The 23922-nt window shown below is 68.5% G+C and carries 26 protein-coding genes; 10 read left to right on the top strand and 16 right to left on the bottom strand.

What is annotated here, in order from left to right; translation table 11 throughout:
• The first annotated feature begins 88 nt into the window (after positions 1 to 88).
• Positions 89 to 1447, top strand: coding sequence for a metal-dependent hydrolase family protein (locus G539_RS0114235; protein WP_051231758.1), 1359 nt, complete (start codon positions 89 to 91; stop codon positions 1445 to 1447).
• A gap of 32 nt (positions 1448 to 1479) precedes the next feature.
• On the opposite strand, the gene G539_RS0114230 is transcribed toward G539_RS0114235, so the two are convergent.
• Together G539_RS0114230 and purD are read right to left on the bottom strand one after the other, a co-directional pair.
• Positions 1480 to 1704, bottom strand: coding sequence for an alkylphosphonate utilization protein (locus tag G539_RS0114230; protein ID WP_029075793.1), 225 nt, complete (start codon positions 1702 to 1704; stop codon positions 1480 to 1482).
• Between the two features lie 39 nt (positions 1705 to 1743).
• Complete coding sequence (gene purD, locus G539_RS0114225; protein ID WP_029075792.1) at positions 1744 to 3006, bottom strand: phosphoribosylamine--glycine ligase; 1263 nt, start codon at positions 3004 to 3006, stop codon at positions 1744 to 1746.
• A 246-nt stretch (positions 3007 to 3252) separates the two neighbouring features.
• Here purD and G539_RS0114220 point away from each other — a divergent pair, with 246 nt between their 5' ends.
• A complete protein-coding gene (locus tag G539_RS0114220) occupies positions 3253 to 3927 on the top strand; it encodes a TonB-dependent receptor (protein ID WP_029075791.1) in 675 nt (224 codons plus the stop codon).
• A 2-nt stretch (positions 3928 to 3929) separates the two neighbouring features.
• On the opposite strand, the gene G539_RS0114215 is transcribed toward G539_RS0114220, so the two are convergent.
• Positions 3930 to 4415 (bottom strand): GNAT family N-acetyltransferase, encoded by a 486-nt coding sequence (locus tag G539_RS0114215; RefSeq protein ID WP_051231392.1) that lies wholly within the window; start codon positions 4413 to 4415, stop codon positions 3930 to 3932.
• A 97-nt stretch (positions 4416 to 4512) separates the two neighbouring features.
• Here G539_RS0114215 and ubiA point away from each other — a divergent pair, with 97 nt between their 5' ends.
• Together ubiA and G539_RS0114205 are read left to right on the top strand one after the other, a co-directional pair.
• Positions 4513 to 5439, top strand: a complete 927-nt coding sequence (gene ubiA, locus G539_RS0114210) for a 4-hydroxybenzoate octaprenyltransferase (protein WP_029075789.1) — start codon at positions 4513 to 4515, stop codon at positions 5437 to 5439.
• A gap of 134 nt (positions 5440 to 5573) precedes the next feature.
• The gene (locus G539_RS0114205) at positions 5574 to 6599 is read left to right on the top strand and encodes a class I SAM-dependent methyltransferase (protein ID WP_029075788.1); all 1026 of its coding nucleotides are present in this window, start codon (positions 5574 to 5576) and stop codon (positions 6597 to 6599) included.
• 10 nt (positions 6600 to 6609) lie between these two features.
• Here G539_RS0114205 and G539_RS0114200 read toward each other — a convergent pair whose 3' ends face one another.
• The 3 genes from G539_RS0114200 to G539_RS27680 form a co-directional block, all read right to left on the bottom strand.
• A complete protein-coding gene (locus G539_RS0114200) occupies positions 6610 to 7170 on the bottom strand; it encodes a DUF6101 family protein (protein ID WP_051231391.1) in 561 nt (186 codons plus the stop codon).
• A gap of 444 nt (positions 7171 to 7614) precedes the next feature.
• Complete coding sequence (locus G539_RS0114195) at positions 7615 to 9045, bottom strand: FAD-binding oxidoreductase (protein ID WP_029075786.1); 1431 nt, start codon at positions 9043 to 9045, stop codon at positions 7615 to 7617.
• Between the two features lie 234 nt (positions 9046 to 9279).
• Positions 9280 to 11046 (bottom strand): DUF3300 domain-containing protein, encoded by a 1767-nt coding sequence (locus tag G539_RS27680; protein WP_156911979.1) that lies wholly within the window; start codon positions 11044 to 11046, stop codon positions 9280 to 9282.
• 312 nt (positions 11047 to 11358) lie between these two features.
• Here G539_RS27680 and fabI point away from each other — a divergent pair, with 312 nt between their 5' ends.
• Positions 11359 to 12177, top strand: coding sequence for an enoyl-ACP reductase FabI (gene fabI, locus G539_RS0114185; RefSeq protein WP_029075784.1), 819 nt, complete (start codon positions 11359 to 11361; stop codon positions 12175 to 12177).
• A gap of 111 nt (positions 12178 to 12288) precedes the next feature.
• Positions 12289 to 12864, top strand: a complete 576-nt coding sequence (locus G539_RS0114180; RefSeq protein ID WP_029075783.1) for a histidine phosphatase family protein — start codon at positions 12289 to 12291, stop codon at positions 12862 to 12864.
• Between the two features lie 177 nt (positions 12865 to 13041).
• On the opposite strand, the gene G539_RS0114175 is transcribed toward G539_RS0114180, so the two are convergent.
• Both G539_RS0114175 and G539_RS0114170 read right to left on the bottom strand, forming a co-directional pair.
• Positions 13042 to 13299, bottom strand: coding sequence for a DUF1344 domain-containing protein (locus tag G539_RS0114175; protein WP_029075782.1), 258 nt, complete (start codon positions 13297 to 13299; stop codon positions 13042 to 13044).
• Positions 13300 to 13479: 180 nt separating this feature from the next.
• Entirely contained in the window at positions 13480 to 13737 is a 258-nt protein-coding gene (locus G539_RS0114170) for a DUF1344 domain-containing protein (protein ID WP_029075781.1), read from the bottom strand.
• 772 nt (positions 13738 to 14509) lie between these two features.
• Between G539_RS0114170 and aroC the strand changes: the two genes are divergently transcribed.
• Both aroC and G539_RS24855 read left to right on the top strand, forming a co-directional pair.
• Positions 14510 to 15595, top strand: a complete 1086-nt coding sequence (aroC, locus tag G539_RS0114165; RefSeq protein ID WP_029075780.1) for a chorismate synthase — start codon at positions 14510 to 14512, stop codon at positions 15593 to 15595.
• A gap of 54 nt (positions 15596 to 15649) precedes the next feature.
• Positions 15650 to 16279 carry an NAD(P)H-dependent oxidoreductase gene (locus G539_RS24855; RefSeq protein ID WP_210162822.1) on the top strand — a complete coding sequence of 210 codons (630 nt, stop codon included), beginning with the start codon at positions 15650 to 15652 and terminating at the stop codon, positions 16277 to 16279.
• 79 nt (positions 16280 to 16358) lie between these two features.
• On the opposite strand, the gene G539_RS24850 is transcribed toward G539_RS24855, so the two are convergent.
• The 8 genes from G539_RS24850 to G539_RS0114120 all read right to left on the bottom strand — a co-directional run bounded on the left by G539_RS24850 (position 16359) and on the right by G539_RS0114120 (position 23147).
• Entirely contained in the window at positions 16359 to 17633 is a 1275-nt protein-coding gene (locus G539_RS24850) for a class I SAM-dependent RNA methyltransferase (RefSeq protein ID WP_051231390.1), read from the bottom strand.
• The gene (locus G539_RS0114150) at positions 17626 to 18381 is read right to left on the bottom strand and encodes a TlyA family RNA methyltransferase (RefSeq protein ID WP_029075779.1); all 756 of its coding nucleotides are present in this window, start codon (positions 18379 to 18381) and stop codon (positions 17626 to 17628) included. The genes G539_RS24850 and G539_RS0114150 overlap by 8 nt, the downstream gene beginning before the upstream one ends.
• A gap of 97 nt (positions 18382 to 18478) precedes the next feature.
• Complete coding sequence (locus G539_RS0114145) at positions 18479 to 19207, bottom strand: class I SAM-dependent methyltransferase (RefSeq protein WP_029075778.1); 729 nt, start codon at positions 19205 to 19207, stop codon at positions 18479 to 18481.
• A gap of 79 nt (positions 19208 to 19286) precedes the next feature.
• Positions 19287 to 20279, bottom strand: a complete 993-nt coding sequence (gene dmeF / locus G539_RS0114140; protein WP_029075777.1) for a CDF family Co(II)/Ni(II) efflux transporter DmeF — start codon at positions 20277 to 20279, stop codon at positions 19287 to 19289.
• A 46-nt stretch (positions 20280 to 20325) separates the two neighbouring features.
• Positions 20326 to 20592 (bottom strand): metal-sensing transcriptional repressor, encoded by a 267-nt coding sequence (locus tag G539_RS0114135; RefSeq protein ID WP_029075776.1) that lies wholly within the window; start codon positions 20590 to 20592, stop codon positions 20326 to 20328.
• A gap of 615 nt (positions 20593 to 21207) precedes the next feature.
• Positions 21208 to 21831, bottom strand: coding sequence for an SCO family protein (locus G539_RS0114130; RefSeq protein ID WP_156911978.1), 624 nt, complete (start codon positions 21829 to 21831; stop codon positions 21208 to 21210).
• Positions 21828 to 22385 (bottom strand): copper chaperone PCu(A)C, encoded by a 558-nt coding sequence (locus G539_RS24845; protein ID WP_035831388.1) that lies wholly within the window; start codon positions 22383 to 22385, stop codon positions 21828 to 21830. The genes G539_RS0114130 and G539_RS24845 overlap by 4 nt, the downstream gene beginning before the upstream one ends.
• A gap of 69 nt (positions 22386 to 22454) precedes the next feature.
• Complete coding sequence (locus G539_RS0114120) at positions 22455 to 23147, bottom strand: ArsR/SmtB family transcription factor (RefSeq protein ID WP_029075774.1); 693 nt, start codon at positions 23145 to 23147, stop codon at positions 22455 to 22457.
• Positions 23148 to 23221: 74 nt separating this feature from the next.
• Here G539_RS0114120 and G539_RS0114115 point away from each other — a divergent pair, with 74 nt between their 5' ends.
• Positions 23222 to 23551 carry an NIPSNAP family protein gene (locus tag G539_RS0114115; protein ID WP_029075773.1) on the top strand — a complete coding sequence of 110 codons (330 nt, stop codon included), beginning with the start codon at positions 23222 to 23224 and terminating at the stop codon, positions 23549 to 23551.
• Positions 23548 to 23910 (top strand): antibiotic biosynthesis monooxygenase family protein, encoded by a 363-nt coding sequence (locus tag G539_RS0114110; RefSeq protein ID WP_029075772.1) that lies wholly within the window; start codon positions 23548 to 23550, stop codon positions 23908 to 23910. The genes G539_RS0114115 and G539_RS0114110 overlap by 4 nt, the downstream gene beginning before the upstream one ends.
• The last annotated feature ends 12 nt before the right edge of the window (positions 23911 to 23922 follow it).

Here is a 23922-nt window from a genome sequence, read left to right as displayed (position 1 = left end):
CGACATCGGACATCGACGCTCGCCGCGCCCGGCAACCCGATGGCTGCGGCGCCTCGCGGGCTTCGTCGCGGGAGGCGTCCTGGCGGCGATGGCGCCGCATGTGGCGCGGGCGCATGATTTCGACCTGGCCGCCGCGGCGAGCGCCGAACCGGCCGCCGCGAGCGCCCCGGCCGGCGACACCGTCACCCTGTTCGAGAATGTCCGCATCTTCGACGGCCGCGGCGCGGCGCTGTCGCCGCCGTCGAACGTGCTGGTGCGCGGCAACCGGATCGAGCGCATCGCGACGGATCCGATCGAGGTCGCGCCCGGCGACGACACGGTGGTGATTCCCGGCGGCGGGCGCGTTCTGATGCCGGGCCTGATCGACGCCCATTGGCACGCCTTCATGGCGGCGACGCCGCAGGGGCTGCTGCTGACGGCGGAGCCGCAATATCTGAGCATGCTGGCGGCGCGGCAGGCCGAGGCGACGCTGATGCGCGGCTTCACCACGATCCGCGACCTCGGCGGCCCGGTCACCGGGCTGAAGCGCGCCATCGACGAGGGCGTGATGACCGGCCCGCGCATCTACCCCTCCGGCGCCTTCATCTCGCAGACCTCCGGCCATGGCGATTTCCGTTCGCGCTCCGAGCTGCCGCGCCAGCCGGGTGGCCCGCTCAGCGTCTCGGAACGCGAGGGGATCGCGGCGATCGCCGACAGCCCGGACGAGGTGCGGCTCAGGGTGCGCGAGCAATTGCGGCAGAGCGCCAGCCAGATCAAGCTGATGGCGAGCGGCGGCGTCAGCTCGCCGCCGCATAATCCGATCCAGTCGATCCAGTTCACCGACGCCGAGCTTCGCGCCGCCGTCGAGGCAGCGGCCGACTGGGGCACCTATGTCACCGTGCACGCCTATACGCCGAGGGCGATGCAGCGCGCCGTCCATGCCGGCGTGCAGTGCATCGACCATGGCCAGCTGATGGACGAGGAGACGGCGAAGCTCCTGGCCGAGAAGGGCGTCTGGCTCTCGATCCAGCCGCTGCTCGACGACGACGACATCCCGGCGCTGAGCCCGGATTCGATGGAGCGGGCGCACCAGGTCTTCGCCGGCACCGACAATGCCTATCGGCTCGCCAAGAAGTACGGCATCAAGACGGCGTTCGGCTCCGACGCGCTGTTCGACGCGCGCATCGCGAGCCAGCAGGGCCGGCAGCTGGTGAAGCTGCAGAAATGGTACACGCCGGCCGAGGCGCTGAAGATGGCGACTTCGGACAACGCCGAGCTGCTGGCCCTGTCCGGCTTCATCAACCCCTATCCCGGCAAGCTGGGTCGGGTCGAGGAAGGGGCGCTGGCCGACCTGCTGCTGGTCGATGGCGACCCGCTCGAGAACCTCGCCCTGATCGAGGATCCCGAGACCAATCTCGTCGTCATCATGAAGGATGGCCTGATCTACAAGGACACGCTGCCGGAGTGATCAACACGATCCGGATCGTCTTCTGAGCGGCCTCAGGCCTTCTTGACGAACTCGGCCCGCAGCACGAGGCCCTTCACCTGCTTGGTGTTGCACTCGAAGGTGTCGGGGTCGCCGGTCAGGCGGATGTTCTTCACCAGCGTGCCGCGCTTCAGCGTCTCGGACGTGCCCTTGACCTTGAGGTCCTTGATCAGCGTCACGGAATCGCCATCGGCGAGCGGGCTGCCATTGCTGTCGCGCACGATGATGTCGTCGGTCATTTTTTGTCCCTTGAACTCGAAATGGAGGGGGCGGCCGGCTCAGACGGCGCGCCAGCCGATGTCGCGCCGGGCGAAGCCGTCCGGCCAGTCGATGGTGTCGACCGCCTGATAGGCGCGCTGCTGCGCCTCGGCGACCGTGCCGCCGAGCGCGGTGACGTTGAGCACGCGGCCGCCATTGGCGACCAGCCGGCCGTCGACCATCGCCGTGCCGGCCTGGAACACCTGTGTGTCGGGCAGCGCGTTGGCGGCCTCGACGCCGGAGATCGGCGTACCCTTGGCATAGTCGCCGGGATAGCCCTTGGCGGCCATGACGACGGTCAGCGCCGCTTCCGGCCGCCAGCGTGTCTCGATTCCGGCGAGCTTGCCCTCGGCGGCTGCGAACAGCAGCTCGAGCAGGTCGCTTTCCAGCCGCATCATCAGCACCTGGCATTCCGGATCGCCGAAGCGAACATTGTATTCGATCAGCTCGGGGCCCTTGGCGGTGATCATCAGGCCGGCGAACAGCACGCCCTTGAACGGGGCGCCGCGCGCCGCCATCGCCTTCATGGTCGGGCGGATGATCTCGGCCATCGTCCGCTCGATCATCGCGTCGGTCATGACCGGGGCGGGCGAGTAGGCGCCCATGCCGCCGGTGTTCGGGCCGGTGTCGCCGTCGCCGACGCGCTTGTGGTCCTGGGCGGTGGCGAGCGGCACGGCGTCGACGCCGTCGCAGACGGCGAAGAAGCTTGCTTCCTCGCCGATCAGGCACTCTTCCACCACGACCTCGGCGCCGGCCGAGCCGAAGGCGCCGTCGAAGCAGGCGTCGATCGCGGCATGCGCCTCGTCCAACGTCTCCGCCACGACGACGCCCTTGCCGGCGGCGATGCCGTCCGCCTTGACGACGATCGGCGCGCCCATGGCGGTGGCGTAGGCCTTTGCCGGCGCGGCTTCGGTGAAGCGCTGGTAGGCGGCGGTCGGGATGTCCGCCTCGGCGCAGAGATCCTTGGTGTAGCCCTTCGAGCCTTCGAGGCGCGAGGCTTCGCGGCTCGGGCCGAAGATCTTGATGCCGGCGGCCTCGAGCGCGTCGGCGAGGCCGGCGACGAGCGGCGCCTCGGGCCCGACGACGACGAGGTCGATCATGTTGTGGCGGCAGAAATCGATGACGGCGTGATGATCGAACGGATCGAGCCGGACGATGTCGGCGAGCGTGGCGATGCCGGGATTGCCGGGCGCCGCGTAGAGCTGGCCGAGCCGGGGCGATTTCCGCAGTGCCCAGGCCAGCGAATGCTCGCGACCGCCCGATCCGATCAGGAGAATGTTGATGCGCGTCTCGGTCATGCCAGCTGCCCGTCGTTGAATCCCGTGCGCGGCGCTTAGCAAGCAGGGGCGGACTTGTCGAATCCGGATCGTCGCGTGGCGCGCGCCGGCGAGGAGATTTGCCCTGATGCGCGCCGCCCGCCGATCCGGCATCATGCCGAGGAAGACGCTACGGCAGCGAGTCGATTTCGCGAGGGCGGCGGCCCCGGGGGCGCTGGCGATCGGCGCGGGGATCCAAACGGGAGTAGCGACATGAAGCACGGCCTCGCCCTGCTCCTGGCAGGGCTCTGCATGATCGGTCCCGATGTGGCAACCGCCGGGGATCTGGACATGGCCGTCCCGTCGGCCGAACCGGCCTCCGCGCGGCGCGCCACCTCGATCGGGCTCGAATTCAGCCCGGAATACTATGCCCGCGACACGTCGAGCCATGAGGCGGGCGACTGGGCCGACAACACGCTGAAGCTCAGCCTGTCGCACAGCTTCGACAACAACTGGATCCTCGGCGGCTACATCCAGAGCGCCTTCAAGCCGTCCGACAAGTACCAGTATTACGGCGAGGGTTCGCTCGGCTATCGCTTCCGCTTCGAGCGCTTCTCGCTGACCCCTTCGGTGGCGCTCGGCTATACCTGGGACGCGACCGGCATCACGATCGACGACGTGCCGGATTCCGACGCCTTCTACTACGCTATCTATCTCGCCGGGGACTGGAAGCTTTCGGACAAGTGGACGTGGAACGTCTTCAACCTGCGCTATCGCGACGCCATCGACGCCACCTGGATCACGCCCAAGGCCGGCACCGGCCTGACCTATGCGATCGACGCGGCGAACTCCGTCTCCGTCAATCTCGGCTATAGCTGGAAGGATACCGGCGAGGGGCTCGAGGGCGACAAGGTCAACGCCGCCTTCGGCTACAAGCACGCCTTCTGAGTTCAGCCGAGCGCCAGCGCCATGAAGCGCGTGCCGGCGACCGGCGTGTCGTAATAGGCCGGGATGGTGGCGAATCCGGCTTCCTCGTAGAGCGCCATTGCCGCGGCCATGCTCGGCGGCGTGTCGAGCAGCAGGCGCTGGTAGCCGGCCTGCCGCGCCGCCGCGACGACGGCGGTCACCAGCGCGCGACCGACGCCGAGCCCGCGTCCCGCCGGCGCGACATAGAGCCGTTTCATCTCGCAGTCGCCGGGATCCGCAAGCGGGCGCAGGCCGACGCAGCCGAGCGCGGCGCCGTCGCGGGCGCGCGCCAGCAGCAGCGCTCCTGTCGGCGGCGCGTATTTGCCGGGCATGGTGGCGATCTCGGCCTCGAAATCCTGGTAGGCGAGGTCGATCGGCAGCGCCGCGGCATAGGCGCGGATCAGCGCGACCGCGTCGTCGAGGTCGCGTCCGGTTTCGACGGCATCGATGGTGAAGGCGCGCGGGTTCATGTCGCGAGCCTATCCCAGTTGCATCAAGTCGTCGCGTGGCGCGCGCGTCGATCGGGTGTATGTAGGGGCGTCCCACGACCGAAGCGGAAGATCCCCGATGAGCCTGAACCATGGAACCGTCGCCGACGCCGACCGGGGCAATTGGGTCGATCATTTCGCGCCGCCCTGGCTGCGTCCCTATGCGCGGCTCGCCCGCTGGGATCGTCCGATCGGCTGGTGGCTGCTGCTCTTGCCGTGCTGGTGGGCCGCCGCGCTCGCCAGCAACGTCGCGGGCGCCACGCTGCCGAACATCGGCCATCTCGTGCTGTTCTTCGTCGGCGCGGTCGCCATGCGCGGCGCCGGCTGCACCTATAACGACATCGTCGATCGCAACCTCGACGCCGGCGTCGCGCGCACGCGCTCGCGGCCGATCCCGAGCGGCCAGGTCAACGTCCGCAACGCCAAGATCTTCCTGCTGCTGCAGGCGCTGGTCGGCCTCGTCGTGCTCCTGTCGTTCAACCTTTTCTCGATCGTGCTCGGCGTCAGCTCGCTCGTCGTCGTGGCGGCCTATCCGTTCATGAAGCGGGTCACCGACTGGCCGCAATTCGTGCTCGGGCTGGCCTTCTCCTGGGGCGCGCTGATGGGCTGGTCGGCGGTGTTCGGCAGCCTGGCGCTCGCGCCGGTGCTGCTCTATGCCGGCTGCGTGCTGTGGACGATCGGCTACGACACGATCTATGCGCTGCAGGACATCGAGGACGACAAGATCATGGGCGTGCGCTCGACGGCGCGGCTGTTCGGCGCCCGCGCCCGCGAGATGGTGGGCCTGCTCTATGCCGGCGCGGCGCTGTTCTGGATCGCCGCCTTCGCGGTTGCCGGCATCGGCTGGATCGCCTGGCTCGGACTGGCGCTGATGGCCGCGCATCTCGCCTGGCAGGTCGCCAATGTGCGACTCGACGACGAGGCTTTGGCGCTCCGCCTGTTCAAGTCGAACCGCGGTGCCGGACTGGTCCTCTTCGCGGGGCTGGTGCTCGACGCGCTGGCCTGACCCGGCCTCACGAACACGTCACTTGCCGAAAGCCTCGACCGGGCGCGCTAATTCGGCGCGGCCGAGCCTTGCCGCGCCATCCCGCCTTCGCATGGAGATTGGAACCGCAACACCGTTTTGGGGAGCGCCCGCAGATGTCGACCGAAGCACTTGCCGCCGTTTCCGAAATCAATCCCGCGCCGTTCATCGACGCCGTCCTCGGCTTTCGCGATACCGCCGCGATGAAGGCGGCGCTGACGCTTGATCTCTTCACGCTCCTCGGCGAGGGCGCCGCGACGCCCGCCGCCCTCGTAGTGCGGACCGGCGCCTCCGAGCGGGGCCTGCGCATCCTCTGCGACTATCTCGTGGTGAAGGGCTTCCTGGAGAAGCAGGGCGACGGCTACGCGCTGAGCCCGTCCAGCGCCGTCTTTCTCGACAAGCGCTCGCCCGGCTACATGGGCAGCATCGTCGACTTTCTCGCCTCGCCCGAGATGATGGCGCTCTGGCTCGACAATCCCGTCGCCTATGTCCGTCAGGGCGGCTCGCTCGGCCTTGCTAACATGGCGCCGGAGAATCCGATCTGGATCAAGTTCGCCGAGGCGATGGTGCCGCTGGTGATCGGCAGCGCCGACGGGCTGGCGGCCGAGGTCGCGACCTGGCCGAACCCGCCGCGCAAGGTGCTCGACATCGCCGCCGGTCACGGCTTCTTCGGAATTTCGGTGGCGCGCGCCGTCCCCGGAGCCTCGATCGTGGCGCTCGACTGGGCGGCGGTGCTGGAACTGGCCTCGCGCAACGCGGCGGCGGCCGGGATCGCGGATCGCTACGCGACGCTGGCCGGAAGCGCCTTCGATCTCGATTGGGGGCGAGACTACGATCTGGTGCTGTTTCCGAACTTCCTGCACCATTTCGACCACGAGACCTGCGTGCTGCTGCTGCGCAAGGCGCGGGCGAGCCTGGCGCCGGGCGGTCGGGTGATCGCGGTCGAGTTCGTGCCGGAGGAGAATCGCGTCTCGCCGCCCTGGCCGGCGGCCTTCGCCATGATGATGCTGGCGACGACGCAGCGCGGCGACGCCTATACGGCGAAGGAACTCGGGATGATGGCGCGGGACGCCGGCTTCTCCGGCGTCAGCGTGCGGCCGATGCCGCCGTCGCCGGCGAGCCTGGTCTTGTTCGAGGACTAGAACCTGCTGCTCAGTCGCGGGCGATGATCTCGCGGCCGGAGACCGTGCCGCCCTCGGTGTTGAAGCCGGTCTTGCGGCGCTTCAGGAAGCGCGGCCGGCGGCCGGTCAGCGACGACGGCGCGCGGCGGGCCTTGGCCTCGCCGACGGCGAGCGAGCCGAGTTGCTCGAGCGGCGCGCGCACGGTGCCGTCGGCGTCGACGATCAGCAGCGGCAGGCCGAGCGCGCGGCCCCAGGCCTGCCAGTCGGCGGCGACATCCTCGCCGTCGCCGAGATCCTCGACCACGACCAGCGGCAGCGACATGGCGGGATCGCGGTGCATCAGCTCGACGACGGTGCGGACCGCGCCGGTGACGGGATCGCCGGTCATGCGGACGGCGACGCCGCGGAATGCGCTGACCGGGGTGGAGAGCGTGGTCGGGATGCCGCCGAGGCGGCGCTTGATGATTGCCTGCTCGCGGTCGAGATAGACGGCAGGCGTGGTCGCCGAGGCCGGACCGGCGAGGGTGGCCTGGTAGCGGACGGGGAGGGTGAAGGGATCGACGCGCAGATCGTTGCCGTGTGCCTGAGCCATGCCGTTTGCCATCGTCGTCTACTCCATCGCTGCCACGTTTCGGTCCGGTTAACAGGACCTTAAGGGGCTGGCCCGCTTGACCGGGCCCGCTCTCTGTTGAAGCGACAATGCCACGCGGATGGCCGTCCAGAGCTTAAGAGACATGGTTAACGCCCGTCCGATCGCGGACAGGGTTAGCGGCTGGTCATCGAAGACGGTTGACGAAAACTTGCTCAAATAAGGCAGCCGGCGACGCGATGGCGGCGTCCCGCGGTTTGTGGTGAGGCACGAGCGCGGGAGACTCGGAACGTGCACGAGGCGCGCAACAACGCATGGTCGTTATCCCCGCGAAGGCGGGGATCCCTTCAGCTGCGCCGAGGGGGTATGATGCGATTACGAACCCGGCTGAATGGATCCCCGGTCAGGCCCGGGATGACGGCGAGGGTGGAGCGGACGAGGTCCGCCTCAGAGCCGCAGCATCTTGCCGGGGTTCAAAATGCCGTTCGGGTCGAGCGCCAGCTTGATCGAGCGCATCATGTCGATCGCCACCGGCCCCTTGGCGTCGGGGAGAAGGTCGCGCTTCAGCCGGCCGATGCCGTGCTCGGCCGAGATCGAGCCGTGATAGCGGGCGACGATGCCGTGCACGAGCGCGTTCATCGCGTCCCAGCCGGCGAGATAGGCTTCCTTGTCGGCGCCGACCGGCTGCGAGACGTTGAAATGGATGTTGCCGTCGCCGAGATGGCCGAACGGCACCGGCCGGCAGCCGGGCACCAGCGCCTCGACGGCGGCGATCGCCTCCTTGAGGAAGGCGGGCACGCTCGCGACCGGCACCGAGACGTCGTGCTTGATCGAGCCGCCTTCCGGCTTCTGCGCCTCCGACATGCCGTGCCGCATGCGCCAGAAGGCGTTGCGCTCGGCGAGCGACTGGGCGATCGAGGCGTCGAGTATCGTGCCGCGCTCGAATGCCGTGCCGAGGATGTCCTCGATCGCGCTCGTCGCCGCCTCGTCGGAATGGCCGGACGAGATTTCCATCAGCGCGTACCAGGGCGCCGGGTTCGCCACCGGCTCGCGGGCGCCGGGGATGTGGCGGAGCACGAAGTCGACGCCGATGCGCGGCATCAGCTCGAAGCCGGTCAGGTCGTGGCCGGCGCGGTCGCGCGCCAGGTTGAAGAGGGCAAGCGCTGATTCCGGATCGGCGAGCGCGGCAAACGCGACCGCCTGGCCCTTCGGACGCGGATAGAGCTTCAGTACGGCGGCGGTGATAATCCCGAGCGTGCCTTCGCCGCCGATGAAGAGCTGCTTCAGGTCGTAGCCGGTATTGTCCTTGCGCAGCGCCCCGAGGCCTTCCCAGATCCGCCCGTCCGCGAGCACCACCTCGAGCCCGAGCACGAGGTCACGCATGTTGCCATAGGCGAGCACGGCGGTGCCGCCGGCATTGGTCGAGATGTTGCCGCCGATGCGGCAGGAGCCTTCCGAACCCAGCGAGAGCGGGAACAGCCGGTCGACAGCCTCGGCCGCGACCTGCGCGTCCGCCAGGATGACGCCGGCCTCGACCGTCATCGAATAGCCGTCCGCGTCGACGGAGCGGATCCGAGTCATGCGGTCGAGCGACAGCACGATCTCCGTGCCACTCGAATCCGGCACTTGTCCGCCGACGAGCCCGGTATTGCCGCTTTGCGGCACGATCGCGGTGCCGGTCTCGTTGGCGAGCGCGAGGATGGCCGACACCTCGGCGGTGGAGCCCGGCCGCAGCACCAGCGGCGTCTCGCCGAGATATTTGTCGCGCCACTCCATCCGGTAGGGCTGGGTCGCTTCCGGATCGGTCAGCGCATGGCCGGGACCGACGAGCGCGGCGAAGCGGGCGAGGAGGTCTGGCGTGGGGCGGCTATGGGGCATGATGGCGGGATTCGGTCCTTGCTGACCCGGTCAGGATACGCGCCTTCGACGCGCCGCCGGAAGCCTCAATCGCGGCGCCGAAAATGACGCCGGCCTGCTTTTGGCAGGCCGGCGTGCACGGGACGGTCCCCCTGAGAGCGTCGTTGCGCTCGACCCTTCCCTGATTGAATGTCGCCGCTTGTAGGCGATTTCGGGCGAGATGGCGATGGCGCGACTGCGCCATCGCCGGGGTCGTCAGCGGCAGTTGTTCTGACCCGGCCGGCAGTTGCGGTTGCGGTTCTGCTGCTGCCGGTTGCGGTTCTGGTTGTTCTGCCGGGCGCGCTGCTGCTGCGGCCGGGCATTCTGCTGCGGCCGCGCATTCTGGCGCCGCTGCTGCTGCGGACGCGCGTTCTGCGACGGCCGCTGCTGGGGCCGTGCGTTCTGCGACGGCCGCTGCTGCGGACGGGCATTCTGCGAGGGCCGCTGCTGGGGCCGGGCGTTCTGCGACGGGCGCTGCTGCGGGCGGGCGTTCTGCGAGGGCCGCTGCTGCGGGCGCGCATTGTCGGGACGGCTCGGCCGCGTCGTCTCCGGCCGGTTCGGACGATTGGGTCGACCTTCGGCGCCGGGACGCGTCTCCGGACGGCTCGGGCGTGAGCCCTCGGGACGGCTCGGACGATTGGGACGGCCCTCGGCGCCCGGACGGGTTTCCGGACGGCCCGGACGGGCATTGTCGGGACGCTGCGGACGATTCGGCCGCGACGATTCCGAGCCGGGCCGTTCAGGCCGCGCATTCGGGCGTTCGGGCCTGCCGGGGCGGTTCGAGTCGCCGGGTCGGGTCACGCCGGGACGATTGCCGTCGTCCGGCCGGCCCGGACGATTCTCGCCGGGGCGGTTCGGCCGGTTCGGACGGTCGCCTTCGCCGGGACGCGTCGGGCGGTTGTCGCCGGGCCGGTTCGGCCGGTTGCCGTCACCGGGGCGGCTCGGCCGGTTGCTGTCGCCAGGCCGGCCGGGACGATTGCCGTCGCCGGGACGGTTGCCGTCGGGCCGACCGGGGCGGTTGCCATCGGGCCTGCCGGGGCGATTGCCATCCGGGCGGCCGGGGCGATCCGGATTCCAGGCGCCCGGCGGACGCGGACGATGCGGCGGGCGCGGACGCCAGCCGGGGCTGCCATGCCAGTGGTGATGCACCCAGACATTGTTCCAGCCGCGGTTGTTCCAGCCCCAGCGGTTGTTCCAGGCCGAGCCGACCAGCACGGCCGTGCCGAAGATCAGCGCACCGGTGGCGGCCGTGGTGAAGACATCGGACGAATTGTAGACCGGGACGTAGATCCGCTCCGGCTGGGCCGGCGCGATCGAGATGACGCGCGGCGCGCTCGGCGTCTCCTGCACGACCGTGACCACCTGCTGTGGTGTCGTCTTCAAGTTGCCGAGCTTCTCGGCCTGGGCGCGGAGCAGCTGGATGACGGTCGCGATGTCTTCCGGCTGCTGGTCGAAGGCGAAGCCGAGCGATTCGGTCCATTCCGGGTGGTCGACGAGCAGCTCGATGACATCGGGGAAGCGCATCAGCGCCACGATGGTGGCGTCGAGGCCGATCTTCTCCGCGTCGGCGAAGTCATTCGCCTCGACGGCCTTCGGATTGTCGAGCAGCCAGCGGTCTGCCTTCTCCAGCTGGTCCGGCATGGTGCTGGCGGTCAGCACCAGCGACAGCAGCGGATCGGGATAGAGCGCGATCGGGCCGAGCAGGAACTCGAGGTCGGAGACCGTGTAGAGGTCCGCGTCGGCGGCGTTGTCGGCCGCGGCCGAGGTCGCCTCGGCGGCGCCGGGAACCTTGTCCGGCAACGCCGGCTTCGGCGCATCCGGGGCCGGTGTCGCAGGCGCCGCGGGGGCGTCCGCCTGGGCGAGGCGGGTCGACGCCATCAGCGTCTCGGCCAGAACCGGCTGGATCGTCGTCGACCAGGTGAGCAGGGCCGCCGCCGCGAGGCGCGCATAGTTGCCGGTCCCGAACCAGGTCTTTTCTTTCATGCTTGGCGCCACGCTGGAGCCCTCCATTCCGGATATTCACCTTGACTGATCGCATATCGGGTCGGCTTTCGGAAGCTTTCCCCTTCGGCAGACGGCCGGATGGTTAAGTTTGGGACGGAATGCTGCTTGCGGAAATACCGTGCCTATACTTTCCTCGGGGCGCGGGCGGTGGCGGCGACGAGGGGGCGGGCGGCCCTTCGCAACAGCCTTACACCGAGTGTGATGTACGACGGGTGGCTTCAGCTTGAAGCGCAAGGGGGGCTGTGCGATAGGAAACGCGCCTCCGGACGCTACGAAGAGGGAAAAATAGGCATGATCGAAGCAGGCGGTTTGTTGAAGGGTAAGCGCGGGCTCGTGCTGGGTGTCGCGAACAACCGGTCCATCGCCTGGGGAATTGCCAAGGCTGCCCACGACCACGGCGCCGAACTGGCCTTTACCTATCAGGGCGATGCGCTGAAGAAGCGCGTTGAGCCGCTCGCGGCCGAACTGAACGCGCTGGTCGTCGGCCATTGCGACGTCACCGACGCGGCCTCGATTGACGCGGTCTTTGCCGAGGTCGAGAAGCAGTGGGGCAAGCTCGATTTCCTCGTGCATGCCATCGGCTTCTCCGACAAGGACGAACTGACCGGCCGCTATGTCGACACGACCGAGGGCAACTTCAGCAAGACGATGCTGATCTCCGTCTATTCGCTGACGGCCGTGACCCAGCGCGCCGAGAAGCTGATGACGGATGGCGGCTCGGTGCTGACGCTGACCTATTACGGCGCCGAGAAGGTGATGCCGAACTACAACGTCATGGGCGTCGCCAAGGCCGCGCTCGAGGCGAGCGTGCAGTATCTCGCCGTCGACCTCGGGCCGAAGAACATCCGTGTCAACGCGATCTCCGCCGGTCCGATCAAGACGCTGGCCGCTTCGGGCATCGGCGATTTCCGCTACATCCTGAAGTGGAACGAGTACAACGCGCCGCTGCGGCGGACGGTGACGACGGAAGAGGTCGGGGATTCCGGCGTCTATTTCCTGTCGGACCTGTCGCGCGCCGTCACCGGCGAGGTGCATCACGTCGATTCGGGCTATCACGTCGTCGGCATGAAGGCCGTCGACGCGCCCGACATCTCCGTCATCAAGGACTAGTCGGCAGGCGCCCCGTTCCGGGGCGCCTTTCCGGCTTCCGGAGCGCCGATCACCGGCGCTTCCGCACGACCCCCGCCACTGATCTCCTGACCCGGGCCTGCGGAGTTCGCAATGCCGATCATCGTCTTCATCCGGCATGGCGAGACCGACTGGAACGCCGAGGGGCGGTTCCAGGGGCAGCGCGACATTCCGCTGAACGCGCGCGGCCGCCTGCAGGCGCAGCGCAACGGACGCGTGCTGATCGGGCGCATGCCGGAGGCCGCGGCCTTCGACTTCGTCGCCAGCCCGCTCGAGCGCACCCGCCAGACGATGGAAATCGCGCGCGGGGCCATGGGGCTCGACCCCTCCGCCTATCGCCTCGACCCGATCCTGAAGGAGATCACCTTCGGCAATTGGGAGGGCTATACCGCGCCGGAGCTCGAGGCGCGCTGGCCCGACCAGGTCACCGCGCGCGAAGGCGACAAATGGGGCTTCGTGCCGCCGCTCGGCGAGAGCTACCAGATGCTCTCCATCCGGATCGAGGGCTGGCTGTCCCGCCTCGAGCGCGACACGGTCGTCGTCTCGCATGGCGGCGTCTGCCGCGTGCTGCGCGGTCTGCTGCTCGGTCTCGACAGCGATACGACGCCCAATCTCGATGTGCCGCAGGACCGGATCTTCGTCTGGAACGGCACCGCCCGCTGGCTCTGAGCCGGCACTTTTCCATCCATCGCAGTTCCGAACGGGATCGCTGCGCGCGCCGCGGCGGGCCTTCGGCCGTCTGTCACCTTCCTGTCCGGGCGTGATGCGCCAAATGAAAACGACGCCCGGAGGGGGGCCGGACGTCGTTTCGGAGGTCAGTCAGGGAAGAAGATCGGTTGGGGCCGATCAGTCGTTGGCGGGGTTCGGATTGAAGGCGCCGAGGCCTTCCGAACCCTGATGCGAGACGCCGACCGTCTGGCCAGGCAGGATGCCGAGCAGCTGCTTGCCGTTGGCGAAGTTGAAGGTCTGTCCGTCCTGCAGGGTCAGCGTGCCGCTCGTGGCGTTGACGCTGATCACGGTGCCTTCGGTCTGCTCGGCCGCGATGGCGGCGGCGCCGGAGGCGAGGAAGGCGGCCGAAGCGGCGGCGAGGATGAGGTTACGCATTTCGTATTCTCCTGTTCGGCGCATGTTCAACATGCGGCGCCCGTTCTCGGGAGGGCGATTCCCGCCGCCTGCCGGGGGGATTCAGGCGGGACTGGGCTTGGGGTGCTGAGAGAGGGGCCGGCCTGCCGGACGCTGTCTCGAAGCACTGTCGGTCCGGGCGGGAGCGGGCTCCCGGGCGGATCAGTCGTTGGCGGGGTTCGGGTTGAACGCGCCGAGGCCTTCCGAGCCCTGATGCGAGACGCCGACCGTCTGGCCCGGCAGGATGCCGAGCAGCTGGGCGCCGTTGGCGAAATTGAAGGTCTGGCCGTCCTGCAGGGTCAACGTGCCGTTCGAGGCGTTGACGCTGATCACCGTGCCTTCGGTCTGCTCGGCCGCGATGGCGGCGGCGCCGGAGGCGAGAAAGGCGACAGAGGTAGCGGCAAGGATAAGGTTGCGCATCTTGTTCTTCTCCTGGTCGAATGGGGTTCGACACATTCTTCGGGGCGGTCCGAACCACGGGGTTGGTTCGCTTCATTGCCCGCTTCCGATGAGCTGAATTTGGTCACCCCGCCCTCGGCCTTCAAGATGCTGCTTTTTTGCGAACGGGGGCTCGACAAACCCAATCGATGCACAGCAATTCGATTTTTGGCCAATTCGTTCTATTTTATGCCCAAATATCGGTGATTGATTGGAATTTCTTACTCATGAACAATATCATTGTTCACTCTTTTTCATGTGACTGTTCAATAAAATGCTGCGCTTATTATTTACAAGGCTCATCAAATCGGGTGGCGCCCTGCCGGGGCGGCGGATCCGCTGTCGCAGGTGGCGGCCGGAGCGCGCCTGAATCGACGTGACCGCGCCTCGGCCGACTCGTTGGCGAGGGCTGATCCGTGATTGTGCGGCGGCCATAGGGGTAGGGGGCGGGCGACCGGGCGGTCGGCCGATCGTTGAAACGATAACGGCGTCCGGAGGGGTGCCGGACGCCGTTCTCGAAGGGCCTTGTTGGCGCGGAGGTCGGTAGGGTACGCCCGCTCGGCCCTCGGATCGATCGAAATGAAGATCGCTGTTGCTGATAATAGCAAAGCTTACGATCAGTTCAAGTTATTGTTCCGAAGGGGGCTGTAGCCTGCCGCGCCTGAGAGATTTGTCCCCCCGCCGGCAGCCGGTGTTTGACGCCGGGGCGCGGTCTTTCTAGAACCGGGGCCAAACTTCGGGAGCGCCTTCGCCCATGTCGCACAATACCTTTGGTCATCTGTTCCGCGTCACCACCTGGGGCGAGAGCCACGGCCCCGCCCTCGGCGCGGTCGTCGATGGCTGCCCGCCGCGCATTCCGATCTCCGAGCCGGAGATCCAGGCCTGGCTGGACAAGCGCAAGCCGGGCACCTCGCGCTTCACCACGCAGCGCCGCGAGCCGGACGAGGTCCGCATCCTGTCCGGCGTCATGCCGCAGGAAGACGGCACGCTGCTCACCACCGGCACGCCGATCGCGCTCGAGATCCAGAATGTCGACCAGCGCTCCAAGGACTATGGCGACATCAAGGATCGCTATCGTCCCGGCCATGCCGATTTCACCTATGACGCCAAATACGGCATCCGCGACTATCGCGGCGGCGGCCGTTCCTCGGCGCGCGAGACGGCGGCCCGCGTCGCCGCCGGCGCCATCGCCCGCAAGATCGTGCCGGGCATGAGCGTGCGCGGCGCGCTGGTGCAGATCGGTCCGCACAAGATCGATCGCGCGCGCTGGAACTGGAACGAGGTCGACCAGAATCCGTTCTTCTGCCCCGACGCCGAGACGGCCAAGGTGTGGGAGGAATATCTCGACGGCATCCGCAAGGCGGGCTCGTCGACCGGCGCGGTGATCGAGATCGTCGCCGAGGGCGTGCCGGTCGGCCTCGGCGCGCCGATCTACGCCAAGCTCGACCAGGATATCGCCAGCCTTCTGATGTCGATCAACGCCGTCAAGGGCGTCGAGATCGGCGAGGGCTTCGATGCCGCCGCGCTGACCGGCGAGGAGAACGCCGACGAGATGCGCATCGGCAATGACGGCAAGCCGCTGTTCCTCTCCAACCATGCCGGCGGCATTCTTGGCGGCATCTCGACCGGCCAGCCGATCGTCGCGCGCTTCGCCGTCAAGCCGACCTCGTCGATCCTGACGACGCGCCGCTCGATCACCGCCAAGGGCGAGGAGGTCGATGTCATGACCAAGGGCCGTCACGATCCCTGCGTCGGCATTCGCGCCGTGCCGATCGGCGAGGCGATGGTCGCTTGCGCCGTCGCCGACCACTATCTGCGCCACCGCGCCCAGAACGGCTGATATCGGCCGGGCGCGGCCGCGGCGACGTCGGGAAGGCTGCCGCAGGAGATTCGCATGAGCGTCACGCGCATCGGCGAGTTCCGCGCCGCCGAAGGCGAGGGCAGCACGCTGGCGGATTTTCTTGTCGCGGTCCGTTCGGCTATCCTCGGCTCCGAAGGGGCGATATCCTGCGAGGTGTTGCGCGACCGGGCCGAGCGGGACCGCTTCCTGGTGATCGAGCGCTGGCAGTCGATCGAGGCGCATCAGGCCTCGGTCCGCAATATTCCGCCCGAGATGCTCAAGACGGCTATGGCTCTGTTCGCCGAGGCGCCGAAGGGCGGTTATTTCGACGACGCCGACGCCTTCGTCTTCGTGCTGCCGGAGTACAATCACGGCTTCCCGGCCTCGATCAAGAACGCCATGGACTACCTGTCGCACGAATGGGCCGACAAGCCGCTCGGCTTCGTCAGCTATGGCGGCGTCTCGGGCAGCACCCGCGCGGTGCAGCTCCTGAAGCCGGTCGCCGCCGCGCTCGGCCTCGTGGTGGCGGGCGAGGTCAACATCCCGTTCTTCGCGCAGTATCGCCAGGACGCCGCTTTCACGCCGCCGGAGAGCTTTACCGATTCCGCCAACCTGATGCTGAACCGCATCGCCAAGGTCGGCGCGACGCTGAAGGCCGGCCGCAAGGAACTGGTCGCGGCCTGAGCCGCGCCGATCCCGACCCGATCACGAAAAATGGCGGCCGATGGCCGCCATTTCTGTATTCACGCCTTCGGCCCTGCCGTCAGCTCAGGCGGACGCGCCGTGTCGGGCCCGTGCCCTTGCGGGCGAGCTCGAAGGTCGCCACCACCTCGATGTGGCCCGACCACAGGAACTGGTCGACCGGCGTCACGCGGGTCAGCTTGTAGCCGCCGTCGATCAGGATGCGGGCGTCGCGCGCCAGCGTCGCCGGGTTGCACGAGACGCCGACGATCTTCGGCACGTCGGATTTGGCCAGCGTTTCGGCCTGCGCCTTGGCGCCGGCGCGTGGCGGATCGAACACGACCGCCTTGAACGGCTTGAGCTCGACCGGCGCCATCGGATTGAGGAAGAGGTCGCGCCGCCGCATGGTGATCGCCCGGATCCCCTTCGAGAAGCGCATCGAGCGGTCGAGCGCCTTCAGGAGCGTGTCCTCGCCCTCGACGGCGAGAACCGGGAACCGGCGCGCCAGCTTGAGCGTGAAGGTTCCAATGCCGGAGAAGAGATCCAGCACCGGTCCGCTGGACTTGCCGATCGCCGCGTCGACCAGATCCGCCATTGCGAGTTCCGAGGAGGCGGTCGCCTGCAGGAAGCCGCCGGCGCTCGGATAGAGCACGATCGGGTCGTTGCGGAGTTCCGGAACACGGCTCATGACGATCTCGGCGCCATCCACCGTCAGCCGGCAGATCGCGCCGTCGACGGCGGCCCGTCCGAGCGCTTCATAGTCGGCGCGCCCCGGCTTGCGGGCGCCCTCGAGCGAAACGTCGAGACCGGTATCGGTCGAAACCACCGTCATGCGGGCGCGCTTGCCCTGGTCGACCAGGCGATTGGCCAGCGCCGCGAGCTTGTCGCGCCGAGTCTCGATCTCGGGCACCAGCAGCGGGCACTCCTCGATCGCGAGCACGTCGTGGCTCTCGCGCTTGTTGAAGCCGAGCACGATCCCCTTGTCGTCGCGCGCCAGCGTGAACACGGCGCGGCGGCGCGAATGCGGTCCGACCGGCACGACCGGATCGACGTCCGTCTCGATGCCGCGCTGGGCGAAGGCATGGACGACGAGATCGCGCTTCCAGGCCTGGTACTTTTCCGGCGCCCAGTGCTGCAGCGCGCAGCCGCCGCAGGTGCCGAAATGCCGGCAGGCCGGCTCGATCCGGTCCGGGCTGGGGGTGACGATCGAGACGAGATGGCCGCGCTCGCCCTCGACCTCGGCCGTGACGACCTCTCCCGGCAGCGTGAAGGGCACGAAGACCTTCTGGCCCGAAGCGGTCTCGGCGATGCCGTCGCCCTCGTGGCCGAGGGAGGTGATGGTGAGGGTCTCAGCCATGGGGCTTGTCTTTCCTAATGCCGAGCAGGAATTCGTGGTTGCCGTCGCCGCCGGCGATCGGGGAGGGGACGAGGCCGTCGACGACCCAGCCCGGCTCCGCGGCGATCCAGTCGACGATGCGCCCGACGGAGGCTTCGCCTTCGCTGGCGTCGCGAACAAGGCCGCCCTTGCCGATGCCGTCCTTGCCGACCTCGAACTGCGGCTTGACCAGAAGCACGGCCCAGCTGCCCGGCTCCGCCAGTTCAAGCGCCGGCGGCAGGGCGAGGCGGAGCGAAATGAAGGAGACGTCGCAGACGATGGCGTCGAACGGTTCACCGATGTCGTCGGCTGTCAGGTCGCGGACATTGAGGCCTTCGCGCATGGTCACGCGTGAGCGGCTGGCGACGCGCGGATGCAGCTGGCCATGGCCGACATCGAGCGCATGCACGTGGCGCGCGCCCCGCTCCAGCAGAACCTCCGTGAAGCCGCCGGTCGAGGCGCCGAGATCGATCGCCGTGCGGCCGGTCGGATCGTAGCCGAAATGGTCCAGCCCGGCGACGAGCTTCAACGCGGCGCGCGAGACGTAGCGCTGCGCCGGGTCGTCGATTTCAAGCGTGGCATTCGGCCGGATCGTCGCGGCCGGCTTGGTGGCCAGGACGCCGTCGACGCGGACATGGCCGCGCAGGACCGCGTCGCGCGCCTTGGCCCGCGAGGCGACCAGCCCGCGCGCGAGCAGGACCATGTCCAGGCGATGTGTGGTGTCGTTCATGGCGCGAGTGATGGCGCGCGGCACGCATAAGCGCAAGGGCCATGGCGGGGCCATGGGGCCGCAGGGACAGGAAGCTGCCGGAAAGAGGCGTCTCCGGCTAGCGATGCGCGCCGATCAGCAGGAACATCGGCCGGTCGCGCTCCTGCGCCCATTCGGGATGGGTCGCGAGGTCGGCGTCGCTCGGTGACCATTCCTCGACGTGGTCGAGCGTGAAGCCGGAGCGGATCAGGAGATTGAGCAGCGTGCCCATGGTGCGGTGCTGCTTGACGACGCCCTTCGCCAGCCAGTCGGTGGTGCGCTCGCCTTCCTCGCTGTAGCGGTCGAGCGGCCAGATCCGGCGGCCCTCGGCATCGCGCGTGAAATCGGGCCGGGTGGGGGCCATGTAGATCGGATGCTCGATCGAGAGCACGAAGCGGCTTCCCGGCACGAGCGAGCGATGGAGCGTCGCCAGCAGGCCGGCGAGATCGACGATGTAGTGCAGCGTCAGCGAGCTGTAGGCGAAGTCGAACGAGCCGGCCGGCAGGTCGAGGTGCTCCAGGTCGGCGCGCGCGTAGCGGACCGTCGAACCGGCAGTCATGGAGCGGGCGCGGGTCAGCATCTGCTCCGAGACGTCGAGGCCGAGAATGTCGGCCGCGCCCTCGGCCTGGGCGTGGCGGCAGAACCAGCCATAGCCGCAGCCGAGGTCGACGACGCGAAGGCCCTTCAGCTCCGGCAGCATGGCCCGCAGCGACGGCCATTCGGCCGCGCCGTCGAGGCCGCGAACGGAGCGGTCGAGCTGGGCGTAGCCCTCGAAGAAGGCCGGGTTGTCGTAGATGTTCTGCGTCATCGGGTGCCCGTCCGTTCGTGCCTCGCCGCGCGAGCTTCTAGCACGGATCGGGTCGGCATGTCCGGACGGCGGGGCGTCGTCAGGTCGCCTCGGCTCGGTGGACCTCGACGGTGACGTGCGACAGGCCGCGGAGCCCGGCGAGTGCCGAGCGATACTGGTCAGGCGTCTGCGGCGCCGCGGCGGCGAGGCTGATCACGGCGGCGTTGTGGCCGGGGCCGACGCGCCAGAGATGCAGGTCGGTGATCCGTGCGCCGGTCGCCTCGATGCGCGCCCGCAACGCGTTCTGGAGGGCCCGGTCGGGGACGGCGTCGACGAGGATGCGGCCGCTGTCGCGCATCAGCTGGATCGACCAGCTCGCGATCATCATGGCGCCGAGAAGGCCGATCGCCGGATCGAGCCAGACCAGGCCCAGCCAGAGGCCGGCGACGAGCGCCGCGATCGCGAGTACCGAGGTGAGGGCATCGGCGAGGACATGCAGATAGGCCGCGCGGAGATTGTGATCGCGCCCGTGCCGGTGGTCGTGGTGCGCGTGATGGTCGTGCTCGTGAGGCGCGTGGTGGTCATGATCATGCTGGTCATGGTCATGGTCGTGATGGCCATGGTCGTGGCCATGGTGAGGTCCGTCATGCAGCAGCGCGGCGCTGATCAGATTGACGGCGAGGCCGAGGATCGCCACGACGATGGCCGGCTTGAAATCGATCGCCACCGGATGCGCGAGGCGCCAGAGCGAATCCGCCGCGATCAGAAGCGCGATCACGCCGAGAATGACGGCGCTGGCGAAGCCGGCGAGATCGCCGATCTTGCCGGTGCCGAAGGTGAAGGCCGGGTCATGGGCGTGGCGGCGGGCGTAGCGATAGGCAAGCGCCGCGATCAGCAGCGCGCCGGCATGGGTCGACATGTGAAAGCCGTCGGCGAGCAGTGCCATCGAGCCATAGGCGTAGCCGGCGACGATCTCGGCGACCATGGTCGCGGCCGTGATGGCGACGACGATCATCGTCCGCCGCTGGTTGCGGTCATGCGCGGCGCCGAGGAACACGTGGTCGTGCGGGCCGAGGTGGCTGCTGGCGTTCATGGCGTTGCTCCTGCCGGAGGTCGGCCGGGAACCCGGCGACAAGACCTCAGAGATATTTGCTGACTTCCTTGATCTCGGCGATCAGCGCCTGCGCGTCCGCCGGCAGCGGACCCGCCACCGCGCCGAGATGCTCGTCGATGTGATGGTGGATGAGCGTCCGCTTGGTGCTTTCCAGCGCCTTGATCACCGCCTGCATCTGCTGGGCGATCAGCAGGCAGTCGCGCCCGTCCTCGACCATGGCCATGACGCTGGCGAGATGGCCGGAGGCGCGGCGCAGCCGCTGCATGATCTCGGGGTTCTGGGCGTGGCTCATAGGTATATCCTATCCACCGGGAGGGGATATGGGAAGCGAGATTTCCGGGCGGGGGAACGGGGGAGGATCGGCAGTGGGTGGCGGAGGTGGGGAAGTGGCTTTGGGGGGGGAGTTCGGCGACGGGCTCCAAGGCCGCCCCGTCAGCGTCGTCATCCCCGCGAAGGCGGGGATCCATGCAGCCGCGCATCGCGGACGCTTGCGCGGACGGCGCTCGCCGAGATGACGGCGAGCGTGTTGCACGGGCTGGTGAGATTCCACCCGGCCGCAGCAAGGGAATCGGATGGGGCCCTGTTGTCGCTTCGGCCAAGTGCGCTCCGAGGCCGCCCCGCCCCCCGGCCGTCATCCCTGCGAAAGCAGGGATCCATGCAGCTATGATCGGAGATGCTTACGCGGACGGTGCTCGCACGATTGGCAGCCAGCTCAATGCTGATGGGGCTCACACGAATGCCAACCCGGCCGAACGGGTCCCGGGTCTGTGCCCGGGATGAGAGCCTCGGTAGCGGTGCGCCTCGACCGCAGAAGCGGACACGCGAGCCCCGCCTTCGGAGGGGCTCGGAAACGAAGCGTCGGCGGCAAGCGCGGGTCTCGCGCCGCCGCCCGGTCAGATGAGTAGGATCAGCTGGCGACGAGGCGCTTCAGCTTCTCCATGATCGTCGCGTCCTTCTCGTGATAGTCGGCCGTGCCGACGAAGTTGGCGTTGGAATCGAGCAGGTACACGGCGGCGCTGTGGTCCATCGTGTAGTCCTCGCCCTCGCCGACCTTCTTCGAGTAGACCTTGAACGCCTTCAGCATGCCGTCGATCTGCTCGCGGCTGCCGGTCAGGCCGGTGATGCGCGGGTCGAACGCGTTGAGGTAGTTCGCCATCTGCTCGGGCGTGTCGCGCTCGGGGTCGACGGTGACGAAGTAGACCTTGAGCTTGTCGCCGTCGGGGCCGAGCTGCTTCAGCCACTGCGTCGCCTGGTAGAGCGTGGTCGGGCAGACGTCGGGGCAGAAGGTGAAGCCGAAGAACAGCGCCGAGGGGTGGCCCTGCAGCGCCGCCTCGGTGACCGGCTGACCCTTCTGGTCGACGACCGAGAACGGACCGCCGATCGCGCTCAGCTGGGTGACCGGGTTGCTGTTCTTCGGCAGCAGCGCGAAGGCGCCGATCGCGACGACGACGACCGCCACCAGCGCCCAGAGCACGTAGCGGACGGTTCGCAGCGTCTTGTGGGGATTGCCCCCGGTCTTGGCTTCGCTCATTCGTTCGATCCGTGCTTGCCGTGGCCCTGCGGCGCGGCGTCCTCGTGCCCGGCGCCCTGGCCGGAATGGTTCATGCCCGGCTTCTCGCCGTCCGTCCTGTCGGGGCCGGGCGCGCCGATCGGCGACACGACCAGCTCGACCTCGACGGCGCCGGCCTTGGCGAAGGTCAGCGTCAGAGGCACGCTCTCGCCCTGTTTGAAGGGCGCCTTGGGCCGGATGAACATGACGTGGTAGCCGCCGGGCTCGAGCGTCAGCGTGCCGCCGGCCGGAATTTCCACGCCGCCCTCGGCCGGGCGCATGGTCATCACGCCGTCCTCGGTCTTCATCAGGTGGAGCTCGGTCTTCTCGGACACGGTCGAGGCGACGGACACCAGCGTGTCGGCCTCGGTGCCGGTGTTCCTGATCGTCAGGTAGCCGCCGCCGACCCGTGCACCGGGCGGCGTCGCCCGGGACCAGGGTTCGCTCACGACGATCGAGCCTGCGGTGACATCGGCGAGCGCGGGCGTGGCCAGCGACGCGGCGAGAAGCAGCGAAAGGGCTAGATTCTTGATCATGTCGCAGAGATAACGTCCCCCGATCCCGCTGAGAAGCGCGGCGGACTGCCGCGAGGGGAGCGGGGCGGCTCAACCCGCTGGCGCGATCGCCTCGCCGAAGGCGTTTCGCAGGGCGCCGAGGCCGGCTCCGGAGAAGGCGATGACGCGGCCCGGGTCACGCCGCGCCCAGCCTTCCGCCAGAAAGCGGTCGAGCAGCGCCGCGCCCAGCGCGCCGCCGAGATGGCTGCGCCGCTCGCTCCAGTCGAGGCAGGTCTTGCAGACGGGGCGCCGCGCCTTTTCCAGTCCGTCCATGTCGATGCCGAAATCGACGAAGAACGCGCGCCCCTCGGGAGGGACTGTCAGTTCGTCCTCGCCGGCGATCCGGCCAGCCCGCTTCAGCGTCGCGAGCAGGGCGACGCCGCGCTCGCCGGCGAGATGGTCGTAGCAGATGCGGGCGGTGCGGAGCTCGGCGTCGCGTGGGCCGGTGCGCACCCGTTTGGCGCCGGTGCGTTCGGCCAGCCCCATCAGGGCTTCCAGCACGCGGGCGACTTCGGGATCGGCGAGGCGGAAATAGCGGTGCCGGCCCTGGCGCTCGGCGGCAAGCAGGTTCGCCGCGTCCAGCCGCGCCAGATGGCTGCTGGCTGTCGGCAGGGTAACACCGGCGGCCTCGGCAAGTTCGCTCACCGTCAGCGCGCGGCCGTCCATCAGCGCCGTCAGCATGTTGGCGCGGGCGGGATCGCCGATCAGCGCGGCGACGGAAGCGATGACGGGTCCTTCCTTCATAGTTCGATGCTAGTCGAAGTGTCCGTGGTGATCAATGCGCTAGGCTTTGCCCGCAATCTGCAAGGAGCCTACCGATGATCACCTGTTTCATCCGCTACGAGATCGATCCGTTCCGGGTCGACGCGTTCGACGCCTATGCCCGCAACTGGGGACAGGCGATCCCGCGCTGCGGCGCCGATCTGATCGGCTATTTTTCGCCACAAGAGGGATCGAGCACCACGGCCTATGGCGTCTACAACATCGAGAGCCTCGCGGCCTACGAGGCCTATCGCGCCCGCCTGCGCGACGATCCGCTCGGCCGCGAGAACTACGAGTTTGCTCGCAAGGAGCAGTTCATCCGGCGCGAGGATCGGCTGTTCCTGCGGCTCGCCTCGGCGCCGCACGGAGCGCTGGTGAAGCCGTGATCGCCGTGATCTTCGAGGTCTGGCCGGCGGAAGGCGAGCGGCAGGTCTATCTGGATCTCGCCGCCGCGCTGAAAGCGGATCTGCAGGAGATGGACGGGTTCCTGTCGATCGAGCGCTTCGAGAGCCTCGCCGAGCCGGGCAAGCTGCTGTCGCTGTCGTTCTGGCGCGACGAAGAGGCGGTCAGGGCGTGGCGCAACCGGCCGGCCCATCGCGCAACGCAGGCGAAGGGCCGCGCCGGGGTCTTCAGCGGCTATCGGCTGCGCGTCGCGAGCGTGCTGCGGGACTACGGTCTCGATGATCGGGCGCAGGCGCCCGGCGACAGCCGCCAGGCGCATGATGCAAGGGAGGCCGAAGCCTAGAGCCTTTGTTGG

Origin of the sequence: Kaistia adipata DSM 17808, from assembly GCF_000423225.1 — a bacterium.
Taxonomy (GTDB): Bacteria; Pseudomonadota; Alphaproteobacteria; order Rhizobiales; family Kaistiaceae; genus Kaistia; species Kaistia adipata.
This window is presented reverse-complemented; position numbering and strand designations above follow the sequence as displayed.